Source organism: Acidobacteriota bacterium (genome assembly GCA_028874215.1).
In the GTDB taxonomy this organism is placed as follows: domain Bacteria; phylum Acidobacteriota; class UBA6911; order RPQK01; family JAJDTT01; genus JAJDTT01.
In genome coordinates, this window is record JAPPLF010000042.1 from 36,478 (window position 1) to 55,017 (window position 18,540).

The 18,540-nt window shown below is 63.5% G+C and carries 15 protein-coding genes; 3 read left to right on the forward strand and 12 right to left on the reverse strand.

The window, feature by feature from the left end; all coding sequences use genetic code 11:
* Positions 1-35 precede the first annotated feature (35 nt).
* Positions 36-1,721, reverse strand: coding sequence for a tetratricopeptide repeat protein (locus OXT71_08065; GenBank protein MDE2926337.1), 1,686 nt, complete (start codon positions 1,719-1,721; stop codon positions 36-38).
* Positions 1,722-1,767: 46 nt separating this feature from the next.
* Positions 1,768-3,732, reverse strand: coding sequence for a glycoside hydrolase family 127 protein (locus OXT71_08070; protein MDE2926338.1), 1,965 nt, complete (start codon positions 3,730-3,732; stop codon positions 1,768-1,770).
* Between the two features lie 161 nt (positions 3,733-3,893).
* On the opposite strand from OXT71_08070, the gene OXT71_08075 reads away from it, so the two are divergent.
* Positions 3,894-4,376: a VOC family protein gene (locus tag OXT71_08075; protein MDE2926339.1), complete on the forward strand. Its 483-nt coding sequence runs from the start codon at positions 3,894-3,896 to the stop codon at positions 4,374-4,376.
* Between the two features lie 321 nt (positions 4,377-4,697).
* Here the strand turns inward: OXT71_08075 and OXT71_08080 are convergent, their stop codons facing one another.
* The 3 genes from OXT71_08080 to OXT71_08090 form a co-directional block, all read right to left on the reverse strand.
* Positions 4,698-5,510, reverse strand: coding sequence for an SDR family NAD(P)-dependent oxidoreductase (locus OXT71_08080; GenBank protein ID MDE2926340.1), 813 nt, complete (start codon positions 5,508-5,510; stop codon positions 4,698-4,700).
* A gap of 104 nt (positions 5,511-5,614) precedes the next feature.
* On the reverse strand, positions 5,615-6,013 hold the full coding sequence (locus tag OXT71_08085) for a type II toxin-antitoxin system VapC family toxin (GenBank protein ID MDE2926341.1): 399 nt from the start codon (positions 6,011-6,013) through the stop codon (positions 5,615-5,617).
* Entirely contained in the window at positions 6,010-6,264 is a 255-nt protein-coding gene (locus OXT71_08090; protein ID MDE2926342.1) for a type II toxin-antitoxin system VapB family antitoxin, read from the reverse strand. The genes OXT71_08085 and OXT71_08090 overlap by 4 nt, the downstream gene beginning before the upstream one ends.
* A gap of 290 nt (positions 6,265-6,554) precedes the next feature.
* Here OXT71_08090 and OXT71_08095 point away from each other — a divergent pair, with 290 nt between their 5' ends.
* Positions 6,555-7,415 carry a DUF1080 domain-containing protein gene (locus OXT71_08095; GenBank protein ID MDE2926343.1) on the forward strand — a complete coding sequence of 287 codons (861 nt, stop codon included), beginning with the start codon at positions 6,555-6,557 and terminating at the stop codon, positions 7,413-7,415.
* 2 nt (positions 7,416-7,417) lie between these two features.
* On the opposite strand, the gene OXT71_08100 is transcribed toward OXT71_08095, so the two are convergent.
* From OXT71_08100 to OXT71_08120, 5 genes are read right to left on the reverse strand one after another with little or no spacing between them, the layout of a single operon-like run.
* Positions 7,418-8,263, reverse strand: coding sequence for an ABC transporter ATP-binding protein (locus tag OXT71_08100; protein MDE2926344.1), 846 nt, complete (start codon positions 8,261-8,263; stop codon positions 7,418-7,420).
* The gene (locus tag OXT71_08105; protein ID MDE2926345.1) at positions 8,260-9,255 is read right to left on the reverse strand and encodes an ABC transporter ATP-binding protein; all 996 of its coding nucleotides are present in this window, start codon (positions 9,253-9,255) and stop codon (positions 8,260-8,262) included. The genes OXT71_08100 and OXT71_08105 overlap by 4 nt, the downstream gene beginning before the upstream one ends.
* Positions 9,255-10,085, reverse strand: coding sequence for an ABC transporter permease (locus tag OXT71_08110; protein MDE2926346.1), 831 nt, complete (start codon positions 10,083-10,085; stop codon positions 9,255-9,257). Before OXT71_08110 ends, OXT71_08105 begins: the two co-directional genes overlap by 1 nt.
* Entirely contained in the window at positions 10,082-11,083 is a 1,002-nt protein-coding gene (locus OXT71_08115; protein MDE2926347.1) for an ABC transporter permease, read from the reverse strand. The genes OXT71_08110 and OXT71_08115 overlap by 4 nt, the downstream gene beginning before the upstream one ends.
* Positions 11,084-12,667 (reverse strand): ABC transporter substrate-binding protein, encoded by a 1,584-nt coding sequence (locus OXT71_08120; protein ID MDE2926348.1) that lies wholly within the window; start codon positions 12,665-12,667, stop codon positions 11,084-11,086. It lies immediately after the preceding gene.
* Between the two features lie 287 nt (positions 12,668-12,954).
* On the opposite strand from OXT71_08120, the gene OXT71_08125 reads away from it, so the two are divergent.
* Positions 12,955-14,520 carry a carbohydrate porin gene (locus OXT71_08125; GenBank protein MDE2926349.1) on the forward strand — a complete coding sequence of 522 codons (1,566 nt, stop codon included), beginning with the start codon at positions 12,955-12,957 and terminating at the stop codon, positions 14,518-14,520.
* A 430-nt stretch (positions 14,521-14,950) separates the two neighbouring features.
* Here the strand turns inward: OXT71_08125 and OXT71_08130 are convergent, their stop codons facing one another.
* Together OXT71_08130 and OXT71_08135 are read right to left on the reverse strand one after the other, a co-directional pair.
* Positions 14,951-16,648, reverse strand: a complete 1,698-nt coding sequence (locus tag OXT71_08130) for a cyclase family protein (GenBank protein MDE2926350.1) — start codon at positions 16,646-16,648, stop codon at positions 14,951-14,953.
* A complete protein-coding gene (locus tag OXT71_08135) occupies positions 16,645-18,339 on the reverse strand; it encodes a CRTAC1 family protein (protein MDE2926351.1) in 1,695 nt (564 codons plus the stop codon). Before OXT71_08135 ends, OXT71_08130 begins: the two co-directional genes overlap by 4 nt.
* Positions 18,340-18,540: the final 201 nt, after the last annotated feature.

The window sequence follows — 18,540 nt, forward strand, 5'->3', positions numbered from 1 at the left end:
GCTTGGAAACCGCCGCTCCAGCCGCCCCTCCCGCGTCACTGCAGAGTGAGCAGCGAAAAGGGAAGGGGTGTCGGCTGAAACACGGGATCGTTTTCCCGCCACGGCTGTCGGCAGGCTTCTTTTCGCTGATACCGGGTGAGGTTTTCCTGCAGCAGATCGGCCAGCATGGAGCGTTGGGCCCGGGTCACTTCGGTGATCATCATCCTCTGCATCTGGACGGCGCGATCGAAATGGCCCAGCTCGGCGTAGACCATGGCCAGCGTCTCCACCTGCTCGAAATCGGGGGTCTTCACTTGTTCGAACACCTTCTGCAGGAGGCGCAGTGCCTGCTGTCCGTTCCGGATGGCGGCGTCTGGACAGGCTGCCAGCAGCCGGGCCAGGGCGTGCATCAGATCGGTGTCCTCGGGTAGAGCCGTCAGCCCCGCCTGCAGCCGCGACCGGGCCTCCCTCCACCTCTGGGTCCTCACCAGGGCCATGGCGCCCATGAAGTGGGCGAAGGCGTTGCCGGGATCCAGCTCGACGACCCTGCCGTAGTGGGGGACCGCCTCGTCGACTCGTCCCCGGCGCATCAGCAGGTTGGCCAACTGGAAGTGGGCTTCGGTGAAGTTGGGATCCGTTTCGACGGACTTGCGGCAGTGCTCCAGAGCCTGTTCCTCGCGACCCATCTGGATCAGTCCCATGGACAGGTTCAGATGGATCCGGGACGTGGAGGCGGTATGAGGCAGGGCGGCCTCGAACTGCTGGACGGCCTCCTCGACCCGGCCCATCTGCGCCAGGGCCGTGCCCAGGTCCACGAGGGCCAGGGCGTCGGTGGGGTCCTGGGCAACCATCTGGCGAAAGAGCCGCACGGCCTCTTCGTGTTGTCCCGTCTCGAGTAGACGGTTGGCTTGCTCGCGCTGTTGCCAGCGTCCCGTCTTCATTCTCACCAGCTCTTCCAGCAAGGGATCGGGATAGTTGACGGCGCCGTCCCCCTGCTTGCCAAGATGAAGCCGGGCCTTGTCCACCTGGCCCAACTGGCGGTAGGCCATGGCCAGCCGGTAGTGGAGGCTGCTGGCCTGAGGTTGTCGCCGGAGAGCCTCTTCATAGCGCTCGACAGCCTTCGCGTAGTCGCGTCCGGCCGCCGCGATTTCACCAAGACCCGCCATCGCCGCCGCCGAGGCCGGGTCCAGTTTCAGCGCCCGCTGGAAATGTTTCGCCGCCTCCTCGGTCCGGCCCTGCTCCAACTCGATCCGGGCCAGGCCCAGCACGGCCGCCAGGTCGTTGGGGCGCAACGTCAGGACGTGCGCGTATTGGGCGCCGGCTCGGTCCAGGTCGCCTCTCGCCCGATAACCGAGAGCCAGGTAGTGGGACCAGCGATAGTCCCGGGGCGCCAGCCGCAGAGCGTTCCGGTAGCAGGACTCGGACGCTTCCAGGAGGTCGTAGGTCTGAAGCATCTGGCCCATTCGGCCATAGGCCAGAGCCCTCTGCTCCGGAGTGGCGCCGGGCCGTCGGGTCGTCTCTTCAAGGTCGGAACGGGCGCGCTCCAGCTGCTCCCGGACGTTCGCGTCCATGGCCGTCAGGTTGGGGAAGGGAATCGGCTCCAGTTCGGAACCTGTGGCCTGAACCGGCGGCGGTTCAGGCGGAAGCGCTATCGGGGCAGCGGACAGATGACCCGGGAAAAGGCCGCACAGTGCCGCTATCGCGATCGGAAACAATCCCCATGACGCCGACTTTCGTTTCATGGCGTGATCGACCGTTCTGCCTGGGGCCGGAGAGTCGCCGGGCGCGTCAATAGGGCCAGTCCAGCGGAGGAGCGGCGGCCACGAATTGACGGCGTTTCACCCATCGGACCCGGTCCTGCCGGTAATGGTCCCGCTGGTAAAAGGGATAATATTTTCCGGGAGGATCGATGAAGACGACGCTGTTGCCTTTCACGACCAGGTTGAAATCGACTCCCCACATTTTTTCCTTGACCGTGCGCTCCTGGATGGGAAAGGAGAGTGTCACCACGTCCCCCGGCGCCACGTTCCCCACTTGGGCATAACGCCCCTCCCAGCCCACCTTTCGGGTCTGTTCATTCACCCTGCAGACCGTCTTCTCCGTTTCGGTCCAATCGGGAATCCGAACCTGGAGCCGGATCGGCTGCTTGACCCTCACGTCCACCTGTCCTTCATAGGGGATATAGCTCTGGACGTCCGCCCAGGGAGAAACCCGGTTGAGGAGCAGATTGACCTTCACGTCGCCGTCCCGGTGGTGGAGCAGGTGTCTCCAGGCGTACCAGATGGCGCGGGCGTGGTTGCCGGTGCAGCAATGCATGAGGAACAGGTGATCGGAATCGGGACGGTCCGGCCAGGTCAGGGGATGCCCCACGAAGTCGTTGGGGGAGGCCAGGCTCATGGCGGAGCCGATGTTCCGTTCCACGGTCCGGTCGGAGCTCTCGAACTCGGGCCGGTTCCAGGTCTCGTAGCGATCCTCCGGCAGGAGCCGGTTGACGAAATCTCCCTTCAACAGTTGCATCTCGGCGAACTGATTCCTCAGGTAGCGGTCGGCGTCGTCCCAGTAGTCCCCGGCCCCGGCGATGCTCAGCTTGATGGCCAGCGCCGCCATGTCGGCTATCGTGCAGCCCTCCACGCCGTATCTGGCCACCTGCTGAACCGTCTTGGCCGAGTACTGAGCCCCGGCGCCCGGAGTGGAGGGGAAGAATCCCACGGTGGCGCTGCCGCTGGAGTCCCGGGCGTATTCGTAGGACTTTTTCGAGTACTCGATGAAATCCTGGTCCCTGCTGGCCATGGCGAATTCCAGCAGGCCGGAGATGGGGCGGGTGTGCAGGTGGGTGTGGGGGACGCCCCGGAAGCGCCCTTCCGAGTCGTAGCAGCCTGAATGGCGCGTCATGTAGATGGCCAGTTTGCGGGCCAGGTCCAGGGCCGGCTGGTAACCGATGGCCAGGTAGGCCTGGCTGAGGCCCTGAATGATCCAACCCGCGGCGGCCCCGCTCGCCTCCCGGGTGCAGTCCGGGTCGACGACGTCCCGGTCCTGGGGAACCTCCGTATCCGGGTTGACCGCCATCAAGGGAAAGTAGCAGTAGTCGTCCTTGTAGATCATCAACCGGCCCACGGCGTCGACCAGTTTCTCCAAGCGTTCCTTCCAGTACTCGTCGCCGCTCAGCAGGTAATAGAGGGCGAGGTTGCCCAGCCATCCCCCTTGAGCGACGGTGCTGGCCAACTGGGTCTCCTTGAGTCCCTTCTGCTCCAGCCAGTCGGCATGGAACCCGGCCCAGGGGCGGCCTTCGAACGGCATGTAGATCAGGCCGTCCTCCCCCTGCATGCGCAGCAGGTTCTCCGGCCAGGCCTGATCCACTTCCAGGTTCTGGTCGCTGCCGCTGACGTAGCGGAGCAGCGGAAGCGCCTCCTGGAACTTGTACTGGACATTCAGGTCATGGAAGTCGTGCACCAGGACGGGCGGCTTCCGGTTCAGGAGCACGTGCCACCAGATCTCGTAACCCGCGTCCGGGTCCGCCGACTCGGTCAGGGCGTTGATGGACAGCCGGGCCCGCTCCGCCAGGTCCAGGGTGTCCGGAACCAGCCCCTCCTGCCATTCGCCCTTCAACTCCGGGAAAGTCACCTCCGGAATCTCCGGCGAGATGTAGCCGATCTTCCCCGGTTCGGACTCTTCCGGGGGCCCGGCCGGCAGTGTGACCGCTGTGGCCAGAATCGCCGCAACCATCCATCGGACTCCGAGTCGATTCGTCTTCATTTGCATTTCCGTTTACCATCCGGGTCGGGGTGAGTCATGATCTGCCGACGGACCGTCGTCAGTCCCAATGAGGGTTTATTCTAGATGATGACGTTGTGTTTCGGTACCGACCGATTTCCGGGAGGACCGCTTTGCCCGAAGGAGGTGTCGAGATGGCTGGGATGAAAAAGATCACGAGGATGGACCATATCGCCTTGATGGTGAGCGATCTGGACCGGTCGTTCCATTTCTACCACCAATTGCTGGGTCTGGAGGTGGAGGAATACGTCGAGCACCCCACGCCGGGGAACACGAACATCCAGGGCGTCTCCAAGATGACCCGGTTCCCCGACGTGAGGATCCGGGAGTATCGCTTGAGGATGCCCGAGAACCCGGGCATGACCCTCGATCTGATCGAGTGGATCACCCCCAAGAGCCCGGTGGGGCGGTACCCGTTGCACCACGTCCCTTCGGCGCATATCTGCTTCAACGTGGATGACATCGAGGCGACGCACGAGTTTCTGAAGGGAGAAGGCGTCGAGTTCGTCTCTCCGCCCGTGTACTGGGAGCCGGAGGAAGGAGGATGGGTGGTCCTCTTCTTCTACGATCCGGACGGGAACCTCCTGGAGTTGAATCAGCCGCAGCCACACCACCAGAAAGCCTGACCCCGCTGGGAAGGGGGACAGTCTTGTCCCCCTTCTTCGTTCCGCCAGGAGGGGGGACTTTCCTGTCCCCCGTTCTTCTTCGTCCTCCGATCCCACCAGAGTTCAGCAGATCAGCCTACCGATTCGCAGACCGCGCCAGAAACCTGGCCTGCCCCACTTCCATCTGCCGCCCGGAGGGTTGGATCGCCGTCATTCCGGCGTCCACCATCAGCACGGCTCCGGTGATGTAGGAGGCTTCGTCGCTGGCCCGGCAGGAGGGGGGACTTTCCTGTCCCCCGTTCTTCTTCGTCCTCCGATCCCACCGGAGTTCAGCAGATCAGCCTACCGATTCGCAGACCGCGCCAGAAACCTGGCCTGCCCCACTTCCATCTGCCGCCCGGAGGGTTGGATCGCCGTCATTCCGGCGTCCACCATCAGCACGGCTCCGGTGATGTAGGAGGCCTCGTCGCTGGCCAGGAACAGGATCGCGTTGGCCACCTCGCTGGGCTCGGCGAAGCGGGACATGAGCGTCTGGCCCGCATAGGGCGCCACGTTCTCGGCCGGCGTGTTGGCCATCATGGGCGTGTTCATGCCGGTGGGGCAGACGGCGTTGGCCCGGATGCCGTCGAGGCCGCAGTCCTGGGCGATGCAGCGGGTCAGGCCGATGAGGCCGTGCTTGGAGGTGTTGTAGTCAGCCTGGTTCTCGTTCCCCTGAACGCCCGACACCGAGGAGACACAGACGATGCTTCCGGCCCCCTGGCGTTTCATCTGGGGAATCACCGCCTTCGAGCAGAGAAACGGGCCCCGCAGGTTGACCCGCATGATCCGGTCCCAGACCTCCGCATCGATCTCGTACACCGGCGCCACTCTTCCAAAAGTGGCGGCGTTGTTCACCAGGACGTCGATCCGGCCGAACTGCTCCAGAGTGGTCTCCGCCATCCGCTCCGTGTCCTGCTCGTCGCTGCAGTCGGCCACGATCGTAATCGCTTCGCCACCGGCCTCACCGATTTTCTCCACCGTCTCCGCGGCCGTCTGCGGGTTCACGTCCACAACGGCCACCCGCGCGCCTTCCGCCGCGAACCGCAACGCCACGGATTCTCCCAAGCCCTGACCGGCCCCTGTAACGATGGCCACCTTGTCCGCCAAACGCCCCATCCTTCACCTCCCGATTTCAGTCAGGCTCTGTCTCAGCAAATCCCGGACGTACCGGCTTTCGATGCCCACGGTTTTTCGTGTCTTTCTGGCCAGCATCCGTCAGTTTATCCCGTAGCCGGCACAATATCGGTTCGGAAAAAATCGCCGCCCTTGAACAGAAGCGGGGCAGCCAGAAACTTCGCTAGAGCGTAAGAAAAGCAATTCCCATAGTTCAAAACCGCCGGATGGCCCGTTCCTTTTCCGAAGCGCCGGTAGGCATCGAATGCGATGTCGGCAATCTGTGGAGATACCTCGACGACTGTCATGCCGGACTTCAGGAGAAACGCATCCAATGCCAAGAGGGCTGTGTCGCCCGATCGGCCAAAGAGAACGATGCGGGTCTCGAGCAGACTCGCTGCGCTGATACAGGTGTTGGATGCCGCGTCAATTAACTCGTTGAAGAGCCGTCTCTCAGGTTCGTCTCCCATGATGGCGACGAGCGCCGATGTGTCGATCACCATCATGTGGGCAGCCCACTTGCGTCGTAACCGATGATCTCGTCGGCGCTCCGCTGGTCACGTCTCGGCAAATTGGCGCACTGCAGAGCTATATGGTCCAGTTCCTCGACGCGCGAGGTTGTTCCCTTCAAGATTTCCAATTGCTCCAGCCTTGCTTCGAGTGCGTGCTTCACAGTCTTTGTTAACGATTCACCGGTCAGATTTGCGATCCGTTTCGCCAGTGCGTGAGTTTCAGCATCTTTGATGTTCAGGGGCATCTTGTGTTCCTCCATATCCTATTATTGGAGGAAAGCAGGAAAAATACAACCTGAACTCTGGACCGTTTCAATTGTCCAGTGCGAGGGGTGCTCGGTGGCGTTGAGTCTTGGTTCCCTTTGGCCCAACCGTTGTTTTGCTTGCTGTTCAGACCCTATAATCCCATTCAACGCGAGAGCAAAGCATTCTACATTTGCGTTTGGGTCGCCCCGGCTGTCCAGATCAATTCTGAGCCCGTAAGGTCAAGGCCTGCAACGCCGAATTCAACCCACGCGTCCAGAGGTCATGAGCAATGAACATTGATCGTCGCCGTTTCATCGAAACCGTTTCCCGGAGCGCCGCGTGCGCCGGTTTCGTTCCGGCATTCTCGGCATTGGGCTGTGCACCGTCCCCCGATCCGGAGTCAACCGGTCCGGAGTCGACCAAATCCGAATGGAAGTCCCTGTTCGACGGAGTCTCCCTGAACGGCTGGCACACCAACCCGGAGAAGATCGGTCACGGCACCGGTGGGCAGTGGGCCGTTGAGGAGGGAACCATCACGGGTCAGCAGGATCCCCCCGGCTCGGGCAACGGCGGCATCCTGCTCACCGACGAGAAGTTCATGGACTTCGAGCTCTCCATCGACATCAAACCGGACTGGGGAGTCTGCTCGGGACTCTTTCTGCGCAGCAACGACAAGGGCCAGTGCATACAAATGATGGTCGACTATCACGACAACGGGAAGATGGGGTTTCTCTACGGCGAAGGGACCTTCGGATTCAACAGCGCCACCTTCGAGGTCAATGGCGTCCTGGACCAGGATCAGCAATTGGTCCGTCTCACGCCCATCGGCGGCCGCTCCCTGGAGGAGGCCGGGCTGGTTTCGTCGTGCACGCCGGAGGAATTCATCGAGGCCTACAAGATCGACGACTGGAATACGGCCCGGGTCCTCATCACCGGAACCGAACCGCACATCACCACTTGGATCAACGGTCTGAAGATCTGCGAGTTCGACGGGCCGACCACGACCAATCAGAAGTATGTCGACAACCGCCAGGAGATCGTGAACCGCGTCGGCCAACCCGGCAGCATCGCGGTCCAGGTCCATGGTGGAAAGGGTTGGCCGACCGGCGCCAAGTGCCGCTGGAAGAACATCCGGATCCGCCCGGCGTAGAGCTAGGAAGCGGGACTTTCAGTCCCCCTGCGTTCCCACCGGATCGGTGGCTGGAAACCTGCCGATCCCAGCCCCCCGCGACCCGGCAGCGACTCCAGCAGGGCGCGAGTGTATGCATGTCGTGGCTTCCGCAAGACTTTCTCCGTCGGTCCCGCCTCCACAATGCGTCCCCGGCGCATCACGTGCACCCGGGAGGTCAGGTATCGCACCAGAGCCAAATCGTGGGAAATAAACAGGATGGCCAGGTTCCGTCGGGACCGGAGCCGTCGCAGGAGGTTGGCGAGACGGGCTTGCGCCGACTGATCGATGGCGGAGGTGGGCTCGTCCGCAATCAGGACCTTCGGTTCGGGCGCCAGGGCCCGGGCGATGCTGACCCGCTGGCGCTGGCCGCCCGACAGTGCCCTGGGAAATCGTCGGGCCTGGGATTCGTCGATGCCGATGGATTGAAGCAGCGAGAAGGCTTCCGTCCGGGCCTGCTTGCGCGTCAGTCCCCGCCACACCTGGAGAGCTTCCGCCACCGCCGACCACGCCCGCATCCGGGGGTTCAGGGACGAATATGGATCCTGGAAGACCATCTGGACCTTCCAGCGCTCGTTCTTGGGGACGTGCTCTCGCGAGTGGGGCGCCGAGACCTGACTGCCTTCCAACAACACCGTTCCGGAGACCGTCGGCTGGAGGCCAACGAGTGCCCGGGCAAGGGTGGTCTTACCGCTGCCGCTTTCGCCGACCACGCCCACGATCTCGGCCGGATTGAGTGAAAGGCTGGCGTCTCGGACGGCCTCGAACGCGTCCGAACCCCGTCCGAACCGGACCGTGATGTTGCGCCCCTCCAGCAGCGGTCCGCTCATGGACCGTCCTCCATGCGGTCGTGGTGAAGACACGCCGTCCGTTGGATTCCGGCAGGCGCCAGAGGCGGTTGGGCATCCTCGCGGCAGTCGGCGTCCGCCAATGAACAGCGGGGCCAGAAGCGGCAACCGTCGGGCCAAGCGCCGACAGACGCCGGATCCCCTGGAATGGTCTCCAGATCTTCTCCGGGCACCGCCAGGTCCACCCGCGACGCCAGCAAGGCTCGCGTATAGGGATGGCGCGGATGCCTGACCACCGCGTCCAGAGGGCCGTTCTCGACCGACGCACCGGCGTACATGACCATCACGCTGTCGCACACCTCCTCGATCACCGCCAGATCGTGGGAGACGAAGATCAGGGCCATCTTCAGACGCTCCCGAAGCCGATTGATCAAGCTCAGGATCTCGCGTTGGATCGTCACGTCCAGCGCCGTCGTCGGCTCGTCGGCGATCAAGATCTCGGGCTCCTGGGACAGGGCCGCTGCGATCATGACACGCTGCCGCATACCGCCGGAAAGCTCGTGAGAACGCATCTCCAGGACTTGGCCGGGGCGGAGGATCCGCACCAGGTCCAGAAGCTGGAGCGCCTGATGATCCGCTTCCGTGTTGGAGACGTCGCGAGCCGCGTGGATTGCCTCCGTCAACTGGGTACGGACCGTGAGAACCGGATTGAGTCCGGCCAGGGAACTCTGCGGGACGTATCCGATGCGCCGGCCGCGGATCCGCCGCCAGACCTTCTCGTCGGCCCCCGCCAAGTCCTGGTCCCGATAGAGAATCCTGCCGGAAGCCACTACGGCTCCGTGGCGCCGGAGTGTCCCCATCAAGGCGCGGCAGAGCATCGTCTTGCCCGAGCCCGACTCACCGACGATGCCCAGAGCCTGATGGCGACGGAGGTGGAAATCGGCCGTGTCCACGATGGACAACAGGTCTCCCCGGCCACGCGGGACGCCGATGCGCAGGGACTCCACTCGCAGTATCGGGGATTCAATGTTCACTAGCTTTCCCCCGCGTACCGGCCGGACACTCCGTGGGCCAGCAGCGCGACGCCGATGGCGGTCAGGGAGAGCGCCAGGCCGGGAAAGACGGTGATCCACCACTGCGTCTGCAGGTAGAGCCGGCCGTCGGCGATCATGGCTCCCCACTCGGGAGTCGGAGGGTTGACTCCCGCCCCCAGAAACGAGAGCGACGACACGGTCAACACCACGATGACGAAGTCGCTCAGTCCGTAGGCGACGGTCTCGCTGTAGACGTTGGGAAGGATGTGCCAAACCAGGACCCGCAGCCGCGAATACCCGAGGACACGGGTCGCCTCCACGAAGTCGGCGTTCCTCAGGATCAGGGCCCGGGAACGCGCTATACGAGCGTAGCGGGCCCAGTTCACCGCCGCGAGCCCGATCAGGAGACCGGTGACCCCCGGACCCACGACCGCCACGATGGCGATGACCAGCACCACGAAGGGGAAGGCGTTGATGGCGTCGATCAGCATCAGCCACAACCAGGCCACGAGACGGTTCCGGGTCGTCCCTAAAACGGCTCCCAGGAAGGTCCCGATGAGAAGCGGCACCGAGACCCCGATGAGCGCCAGGATCAGGTCCAGTCGGCCCGCGGCGAAGGTCCGGGTGAAGACGTCTCTTCCCAGTTGATCGGTGCCGAAGAGGTGTTCGCCGCCGGGGGCTGACAACGGAGGCCCGGTGGCGCCGACGGGATCGTGGGGACTGAGCAGAGGGACCAGAACGCTCAGGGCGATCACCAGCAGGACGATGGATATCCCGACCAGGGCGGAACGATTGAGATCCACGGGCAGAAGCCGCCGTAGTTGCTTCATGAGACTCGGATCCGCGGATCGAGCCAGCCGCTGACCGTATCGGACAGGAAGCTGACTATGACCACGATGAGCGCGAATATCAGGACGATCCCCTGGACCACGGGATAGTCGCGCAGCAGGACCCCCTCGACGACCAGGGCCGTCCCCATCCCCGGAAGATTGAAAACGATCTCGACCACCACCGTGGCGCTCAGAAGTTGTCCCAGGATGTAGCCCAACAGGCTGATGGTGGGGGCCAGCGAAGGCCGCAGCAAGTAGCGCCACACCAGGACCGGGGCCGGCAGTCCCCGGACGATGGCCGTCTCGACGAACTCCTGCTCCATGGTCTCGGCGATGGAACTCTGGAGGACCCGGGCCAGGATCGGGACCAGAGCCCCGCTCATGGTCAGGGCGGGGAGCCAGAGATACCGGAGGTTGCCCGGGAACCCGGGTTGATACCCGGCCACCGGGGCCCAACCGAGGCGCACCGCGAAGAGGAGGATGAGAAGCAGCCCGAAGTAGAAGGAAGGAGTGGCCAGTGAGACGGAGGTGGCGACCCGGAAGGCATGGTCGAACCAGGTGCCGCGGAGCAGGGCGGCGGCAACCCCCAGCGGAATCGCCATCAGGAGGGCCATCAACACCGTCACGCCGATCAGCCAGGCGGTCATGGGAAGCGTCCGGGCGACGACCGAGTTGACGCTCTGTCCAGTCTGAATCGAGGTGCCCAGGTCGCCCTGCGCCACCGACGCCAGGTATCTGGCGAACTGTCGAGGAAGACTCCCCTCGAGTCCCAGGATCTCCCGGTACTTGGCAACCAGTTCCGCGGTGGCGGCGTCCCCCAACAGGAGTTCCACCGGATCGCCGGGGATGAGATGGATCAGAGTGAAGGTGACCAGCAGCACGCCCAACGCCGCCAACGCGGCCCGGGCGAGATGGCGGAGGCTCCTGGTGAGGAGGTGGGTGCCACTGGCATCAGGGGGTGCGGTCCGGGCGGAATCGGGAGGCGCTCCGTTACTCACCTACTCACCGGTGGAAGACGGGTCAGAGTGTCGCTGCAACTCGGCCAGGGTTGCCACCATGGGATTGGTGCCGGGCGGGAGGTTGGCTTCGAACAGGATCTTCCGGTCGATCCGGCTCCCGACCAGAACGACCCGCTCCGAAATCGGGACGAGCGGCATGTCTTGAAGCGCCAGTTCCTGGGCGCGATGGATGAGCTCGATTCTCCGGTCGAAATCAACGGCGACGGAGGCCGAGTTCACCAGACGGATCACCTCCGGGTTGCGGTAGCGAAGGGCTTCGGTCCAGAATGCCCCCGGAATCCATTGACTCCTGAAGAAATTCATGGGACCCGCGGCCAGGCCCGAAAACTGCATCTCGTAGCCGCCGGAACGAAGATTGGAGCCGGCCACGGCATCCTCCAGGGGTTCCACCTGAACCTGGATTCCAAGGTCTTGCAGGTTGGCGGCAATGACCAGAGCGGCATCGGTCCAACCGCTGCGCTGGCCCCAGGCCTGCAACGTCACGCTGAAGCCGTCACTAAAGGGAGTCTTGGCCAACAGCTCCCGCGCGGCCTCAAGGTTCCGCTTTCCGCCGAAGGGAAGGTTGAACAGGCTTTCCGGCGGTCCCGCGTACTGGAATCCCCGGGCCGGAGGCGAAATGCCGCCGAAGGCCTTCTGATTGACCTCATCCCGGTCGATGGCCAGCGAGATCGCCTGCCGGACCTGAGCGTTCCGCAAGGGGTGACCGTCCGCCAATCCGCCATTGAAGGCAACGTGGTACTGGCCGTTGTGAGGGGCGGGGTAAGTCTCGACCCCCGCCGGCAACGAAGCCCTCGCCGTCACCGGCAGGTCGTACACGTAGTCGATGGTCCCGGCAGCCAGTTGCAACACCCGGGAGGTGGGGTCGGGCACGGCAACCAGCTCGATCCGCTCGATGGCCATGGCACCCCGGACATAGTTGGGATTGGCCTCGATCACCCACCTTGAAGCCCCGGGAATCCATTCCTTCAGCACGTAGGGACCGGAGCTGACCGGATGGAGGAAGTAGTCGGGGTCCTCTTCGATCCGGGACTGCGGATGGAGCCCCATGGCCATGTGGGCCAATGCCAGCGGAAGATCCAGGTAGGGTTCCTTCAGGTGGAAAACGACCGTTTTGGGGTCTGGCGCCTCGACCTCCCGGATGGGCGGCAGCAGCAGCGGGAAGTACGGTCCGGGACGATCGCGGTTTCGCGTGTAGGCGAAGACGGCGTCCCCGCTTGTGACCGGCGTGCCGTCCGAATAGACCAACCCCTCCTTCAGGGTCACGGTCGCCGTCAGGCCGTCGCCGGAGACCTCCATGGATTCGGCCAGTTCCGGCTCGACCGACCAGTCGTGATTCAGCCGGAAGAGCTGTCCGGCGATCAGGTACAGGGTGACAATGCTCGGCTGGTGGGTGGAGCCCAGAATGTCCAGGTTGGTGAGCTTCGAACTCAGGGAAATGGTGACCGAAGGGATGGGCAGTTCGTCCTGTCTCTCTCCCGGGTCAGCGCCGCCTGAATCCGCTGGTCCACATCCGTGCAGGACCGCAAGGCACAGCAGCCAGGCCATGAGAATGAATCCTCGCATGGAGGCAGATTCTATAGGAGAGAGCGGCACACGGCCAGCCGCCCGGGGGGTGTCGACCGCCGGGTCATGCCACGCTCGGTTTTCTCTGCTTGACACGATCCAGCCGAGGGCGTAAACGCGCGGTAGATCGAAAGGATCGGGTGCGAAAGGGACGGCTCAGGCAGAATCTGATGCGAAGTAGAGGAGGGTTCGACCGCAAGCCGGATCAGACCAGCCGGGACGGGGTCCGGTTTTCGATTCCAATCGCGGATTGGAGATTTCCCATCCCGCAGAAAAGGAAGATGACCATGCAACCAGGGATTCGTCCGATTGACTTCAAGTATGAGTTCGGTTGGGCCCGGAGAATCCGAGTGTTCCGGGTTCTGGCGAACGTTGGGTTGCTGACCGGTCTCGCGACCGCGGCCGGTTTGGCTTCAACAAGCGAAGACTGGCGCATGGCGTTGCTGCGAGAACTCGCCCACGCCTACCTGGAGGAGGAGGTCACGCCGGCGCTCACCGGAGACGAACGCCGAGAACAGTTGGATCGCCTCTTTCGGGAGCTGGGCCGTCGCCTGGCGGACTCGGGACGCGCCGCCGTGCCGGTGCGTCACATCGCCTCTCTGGCTCTCCTCGGGAGCGAGTTGGCGGATCCTGACGGTCAGGCCTCGAAGACGTCCGATGTTGGCAAGGTTGCGCCAGGAGAACCGGTCGCGGAGCCCGCACCTGAAGAACCTCTCGGGGCGGCGAGTCTGACCAAGGGTCAGGAAGGATTCCGCCAAGCCATCGAGCAGTTCCAGGAGCTGCCCATCACGGAACGCATGGTCATGACCGGCGACGTCACTTCGGGAGTGCAGATGGCGACGGTGCCTGGCAATACGCCGGATCTGACCTCGGTCTTTGGGAGGACTCGCGTGAACTTTACGTTGAGAGCTCTGCCCGCTCGAAGCCAAGTCTGGGACGAGGGCTACTTCTTCGTTCAGATCGGGGCTGCAGGCGGACCCTTCGACAGTTCCCCGGTCGGCGGTCCGGCGTCGTTCAGCAGCTTCAACGACGTCGCCAGTGATCGCAGCAGGTTCAACGAACCCATCGCGCGGGGAAATCTCTACCTTGGAAAGGCCTTCTATGAACAGGGCCTGCGCTGGGGAGGCAATCGCTTGAATGCGAGAGCCGGCGTTCTGGACATCTCGGACTACTTCGATGCCAACGAATTCGCCAACAACGAAGTCAGACAGTTTGTCAACAGCGCCTTCGTCAACGGGGCCGCCTACAAGACCGGGGTCATTGCTCCAGGCTTGGTCGGAGAATATGAACGGCCGTTAGAGCACGAGAGATTCAAGGGTGTCGTCTTGCGCCTGGGATACGCGGTTTCCAGGACCGAAAGGGCCTTCACCTCTCCGCTCTGGTCGACGGAAGCGGCGCTGCGGACGGTATTGGGGAACTATCCGGGCAATTGGCGCGTCGGCATGACTCTCGGCAACGTGGCTGGAGAAGGGGGCGTCAGCGGCTTCTACGTGAGCGCGGATCAGTGGGTCAGCACCCGCGTCGGATTGTTCGGACGCTATGGAGTGGGCAATTCCGGTCCGGGCTCCCTGGTCTTCGGTCCGGTCCGGTCCTCGTATTCGGGGGGGATCCAGTGGCGTTTCGCCGGTGAGGGCCTTCAGGATTCCGCCTTGGGCCTCGCCTTCTCACAGGCGTTCCGAATCGATGACGGGGAATCCCATACCTCCGAGAAAGTGCTGGAGACCTACTACCGGTGGCAGATCACTCGAAACTTCGCCGTGACTCCCGACTTTCAACTGGTCTTCGGGTCCGGTGGAAGACCGGCCAAGGGGACCCAGGGAGTGGTCGGAGCCCGGGTCCACGTGAGCTTCTGAGCTCGAGCGGGGGTCGTCAAAGGTTCACTCGATCACGATGGACTCGGAGGAGTGGACGAACAGCACGTCGTTCGCCCCCACCGAAGGCTCGGAGCGACACGTGCTGGAGTACCTACTGATTGAACCGGTCGGCGACAAAGCCCAGTATAAAGACAAAAATCGTACCCACGAGGCCCATGATCCATCCTGATGCACCCTCTGTCCTAATCACGATCAACGAGACGAGAAACAGACCCGTCAGGAATCCGAATATCACTAGCTGCTTTGAGCTCCACTTGTGTCTTGCCATGTTGTTGGCGCCATCCTCTCCTGGAGTCACCTGGGTACCCCAATCTTCTTCAGCGCGCCGCCGCAATCGCCGGCGTTCTTGCCAATGAGTGCTCTCTCGGCATGATCGCCGGACCGTACACGTGGCGGGCGCGCCCCTTGGCTAGTAGACTGCGATGGCGCGGCCGGTTCCGCCGTGCGCTCCCTCGATCCTGGGTGCGGCGAAGATGAAGTAGGACTTGGGCGGCATCGACCCCACTCGGGTCAGGTACTCGACGCCCACCATCCCGCGGCTGCCCAGGGCCCAATAGGTCATGACGGCTTTCTTGGGATCGACGCCTCCCAGCGTCGGCCCGTCCGTCGCCACGCAGCGGATTCCCCGGTCCGCCAGATATTGGACAGCCTCCGCTCCGGGCGCCGGCCACCCTTCCCGTTTCCCGTCGAGGGGATCCTTGATGCAGGCTTTGTCCTGGGGAAACGGCTTCAGGTAGACGTCGCTGTACCCGCTGTGGAAGATGACCACTTCCCCTGGTTTCAGCTCGCCGGACTGTTTTTCGTACTCCCGGATGTCCTCCGGCCCGATGACCGGAGACGCCGGCCAGTCGGACTCCTTCGTGGAGCCGATCAGGTGCTTCACGTCGATGACCCGGGCCCAGCCGGCGGTCTGGGATAGAGGCACCTTTTCGGCGGTGACGTCGCTGAACCCCCTCGGTCCGTGGTTTTTCTCGTATTCACCCAGCCACTCCCGCACCTGAGGCGAGTAGGCGGCGGGGTCGAATCCTTCCGGGGGGAGGGCGTAGGCGGGAGGCACCAGATTCGTGCCCACATGGCTGTCGTAAGCGCGCTGATGTTGCGCCGGGATATAGGGAAGCGGAAGCACATGCTGGTAGTAGCGATAGCGGGAATTGCCCGCTCCGGGACCGGGCCACCAGACCGGCAGGTCTTCCGAGAGCTGGACGGAAAGGTCGATGACCCTGTGCTTGCGCGCCCCTTCGATCAACCACGGCGCCAGAGGTTCCCCGACAATCCCGAAGGCCCGGACCTCGGCGCCGATGCCCCCGCCGTGTTTGGGCGGCAACTGGAGGTAGACGGCTCCCGTCACCGGGAGCTGGTCCAGATTCCGGGCCCCTTCGGTCCAGAGCATCCCGTATTTCAGGCCGGCGCCATGGGTCTCCATGGCCCCCGGGGGCGGAAGCGGGCCCATGCTGGGACTGTCGATGCCCGCGGTGAGAACCCCCAGGCTTCCCACGTAGTCCATGGTCTCGGCGTCGGGCCCCGGCCAGGCCGTTTTCTCGCCCGCCGCGACCTGGGCCACGAAACCGAGTCCCTCGGGCAACGGCTTGAAATACTTGTCGTTGTAGCCGCTCCGGAAAAGGACCACGTCACCCGGGCCCAGGGGCCGGTTGCGGCGCTCCCAGTCCTGGACGTGCTGCTTGCGGATCAGGGGACTGTGCCCGATGGGGGCGTCGTCCAGCAGGTCGCGCACGTCGATGACGCAGGCTTCCCCCAGGAATTGCCAGATCGGCACCCGTTCGGGAGTGATCTTGCCGATCTCCCTGGGAACCGGGCCGTGAGCGGGCGAATCGAATTGGGTCCCGGTGTTCTCGTCGATGGTGATGATGTCGCTGTTGTAGGGGCCGCGGGGGCCGATCTTGAGGTAGTGGTTGATGTGGAAGTAGGGAAAGATGTCCGGCCAGTTCACCGGGTGTTCCTGAGAGACCAGCAGGGTGAGGTCCAGGAACCGAACATCCTCCCCAGCCTCGGAAGCTTCGCCGGCCGGCGCCAGGGAAACCAGCGCCATCGATACGAGGAGCACAAACACGGCGCTCCATCCAATTCGACTGGGAGATAGTGCTTTCATTCGGCCTCCTCGATACGGACGATCTGATTTGCCGGAACGTTTTTCATGACCTGGGTTCCTCCTCCAGGCCAGACGATCTCAACCCTGTCGGCGGCGGCCGCATCACCCAGGCCGAAATGCAGGCGGAGGTCGTTCTGGGACAGGAAGCTCCCGCCGCTTCTGACACGGCCAGTCCGGGTCGTGGAACCGGCAGCGACCTTCACCCGCGCGCCGATGGCGGACCGGTTCCCGCGGCTGCCGGCGAGCCGGAACTGGAGCCAGTTTCTCCGGTTTCCTCCGTCGTTGCGCAGGAGCGTGGGAGCGTCGTCGATGGCCAGCACCAGCAGGTCCAGATCCCCGTCGTTGTCGTAGTCGCAGAAGGCGCCTCCCCGGCTGGAACGGACCGGTGCCTGATCCAGTCCCACCTGATCCGTGACGTCCTGAAATCCGAACTCGCCGTTCCCCCGAAACAGAAGATCGGGTTGCCGGTAGGTTTCCAAGGAAGGCTCCACCTGCGGGAAAATATGCCCATTGGCGACGAACAAGTCCAGTTTCCCGTCGTTGTCGATGTCCAGGAAAAAGGTGGCCCATCCCAGGTACGGCAGAGTCTTTGTTGCCAGTCCCACCGGCTGGGAGACTTCCTCGAATCCGCCGGGACCCAGGTTGCGGAAGAAGGGGTAGTACTCTTCGGAGAAGGTCGTGGTGAACAGATCGACCCGCCCATCCCCGCCCACGTCCCCCACGGCCACGCCCATGTCCGCCTGGGCCGTCCCCTGGGCGTTGTACCCGACTCCCGCCAGTAGCGCCGATTCGCGAAACGTCCCGTCTCCGCGGTTCTGGAAGTAGTAGTTGGGACCGGCGTCGTTGGTGACGAAGAGGTCGGGATGACCGTCATTGTCGAAGTCCTCGAAGACAGGCGAAAAACCGTACAGGAGCTTTTCGTCCGTCACCCCCGACGCCTGAGTCATGTCGGTGAAGGTGCCGTCGCCGTTGTTGCGAAAGAGGATGTCGGGCGCTCCCCTCAGCCCCTTGGGACCGCACATGACCGGGATGCCCCGGTATCCGCAGAACTCCCCTCTCAGGGGAGGGTTGTCGACGTCGAATTCCAGATAACGCGCCACGTACAGGTCCAGCCACCCGTCTCCGTCGTAATCTCCGAACGCCGCGCCTGTGCTCCATTCCCCTCGACCGGAGACTCCCGCGGAGGCTCCCACCTCGGTGAAGGTCCCATTGCCGTTGTTCCGGTACAGGAGATCGCGGCCGTAGTTGGTCACAAAAAGGTCGATCCAACCGTCGTTGTCGTAGTCGGCCGCCGCCACGCCGTTGCCCAAGCCGGTCCCGGGCACTCCGGCTTTGGCAGTCACCTGGGAGAAAGTGCCGTTACCCCGGTTGCGGAACAGGAAATTGGGAGCGGAGGCGGCGTCCTCCCGGCCCGCCATGAGCGCGGCGCTGGAGATGCCGTTGACGACGTAGAGATCGGTCCATCCGTCGTTGTCGTAGTCGATCCAGGCGCAACCGCTGCCGTTCCCTTCGATGATGAATTTTTTTTGAGGCGTTCCGCAGGTGGTGACCAGGTCCAGACCGGCCTCACGGGTAACGTCCCGCAGAATCGGCAGGGGCCGGGCCAACAAAAAGAGGGATGGCGTCAAGGCGGAAATCAGAAATAGAAGCGTCGCCGGGAGAGCCGGAGCGAGGGCCTGTCGTGTCCGCATCCCACGACCTAACGTAGCACATGCGCAACGCAGCAAACGGTCGTCAGGCGACACGCGGAGGGGATCCAGTTCTTGCCGACCGGACAGATCACGTTTCGAAAAAAACCACGCAGCATAACGAAATAAAGACAACAAGTCCAGAAAATCTTTTGACTGATTCTGACAACCTCGTGTATATTCCAGTGCAACAAGTGGAAGTTG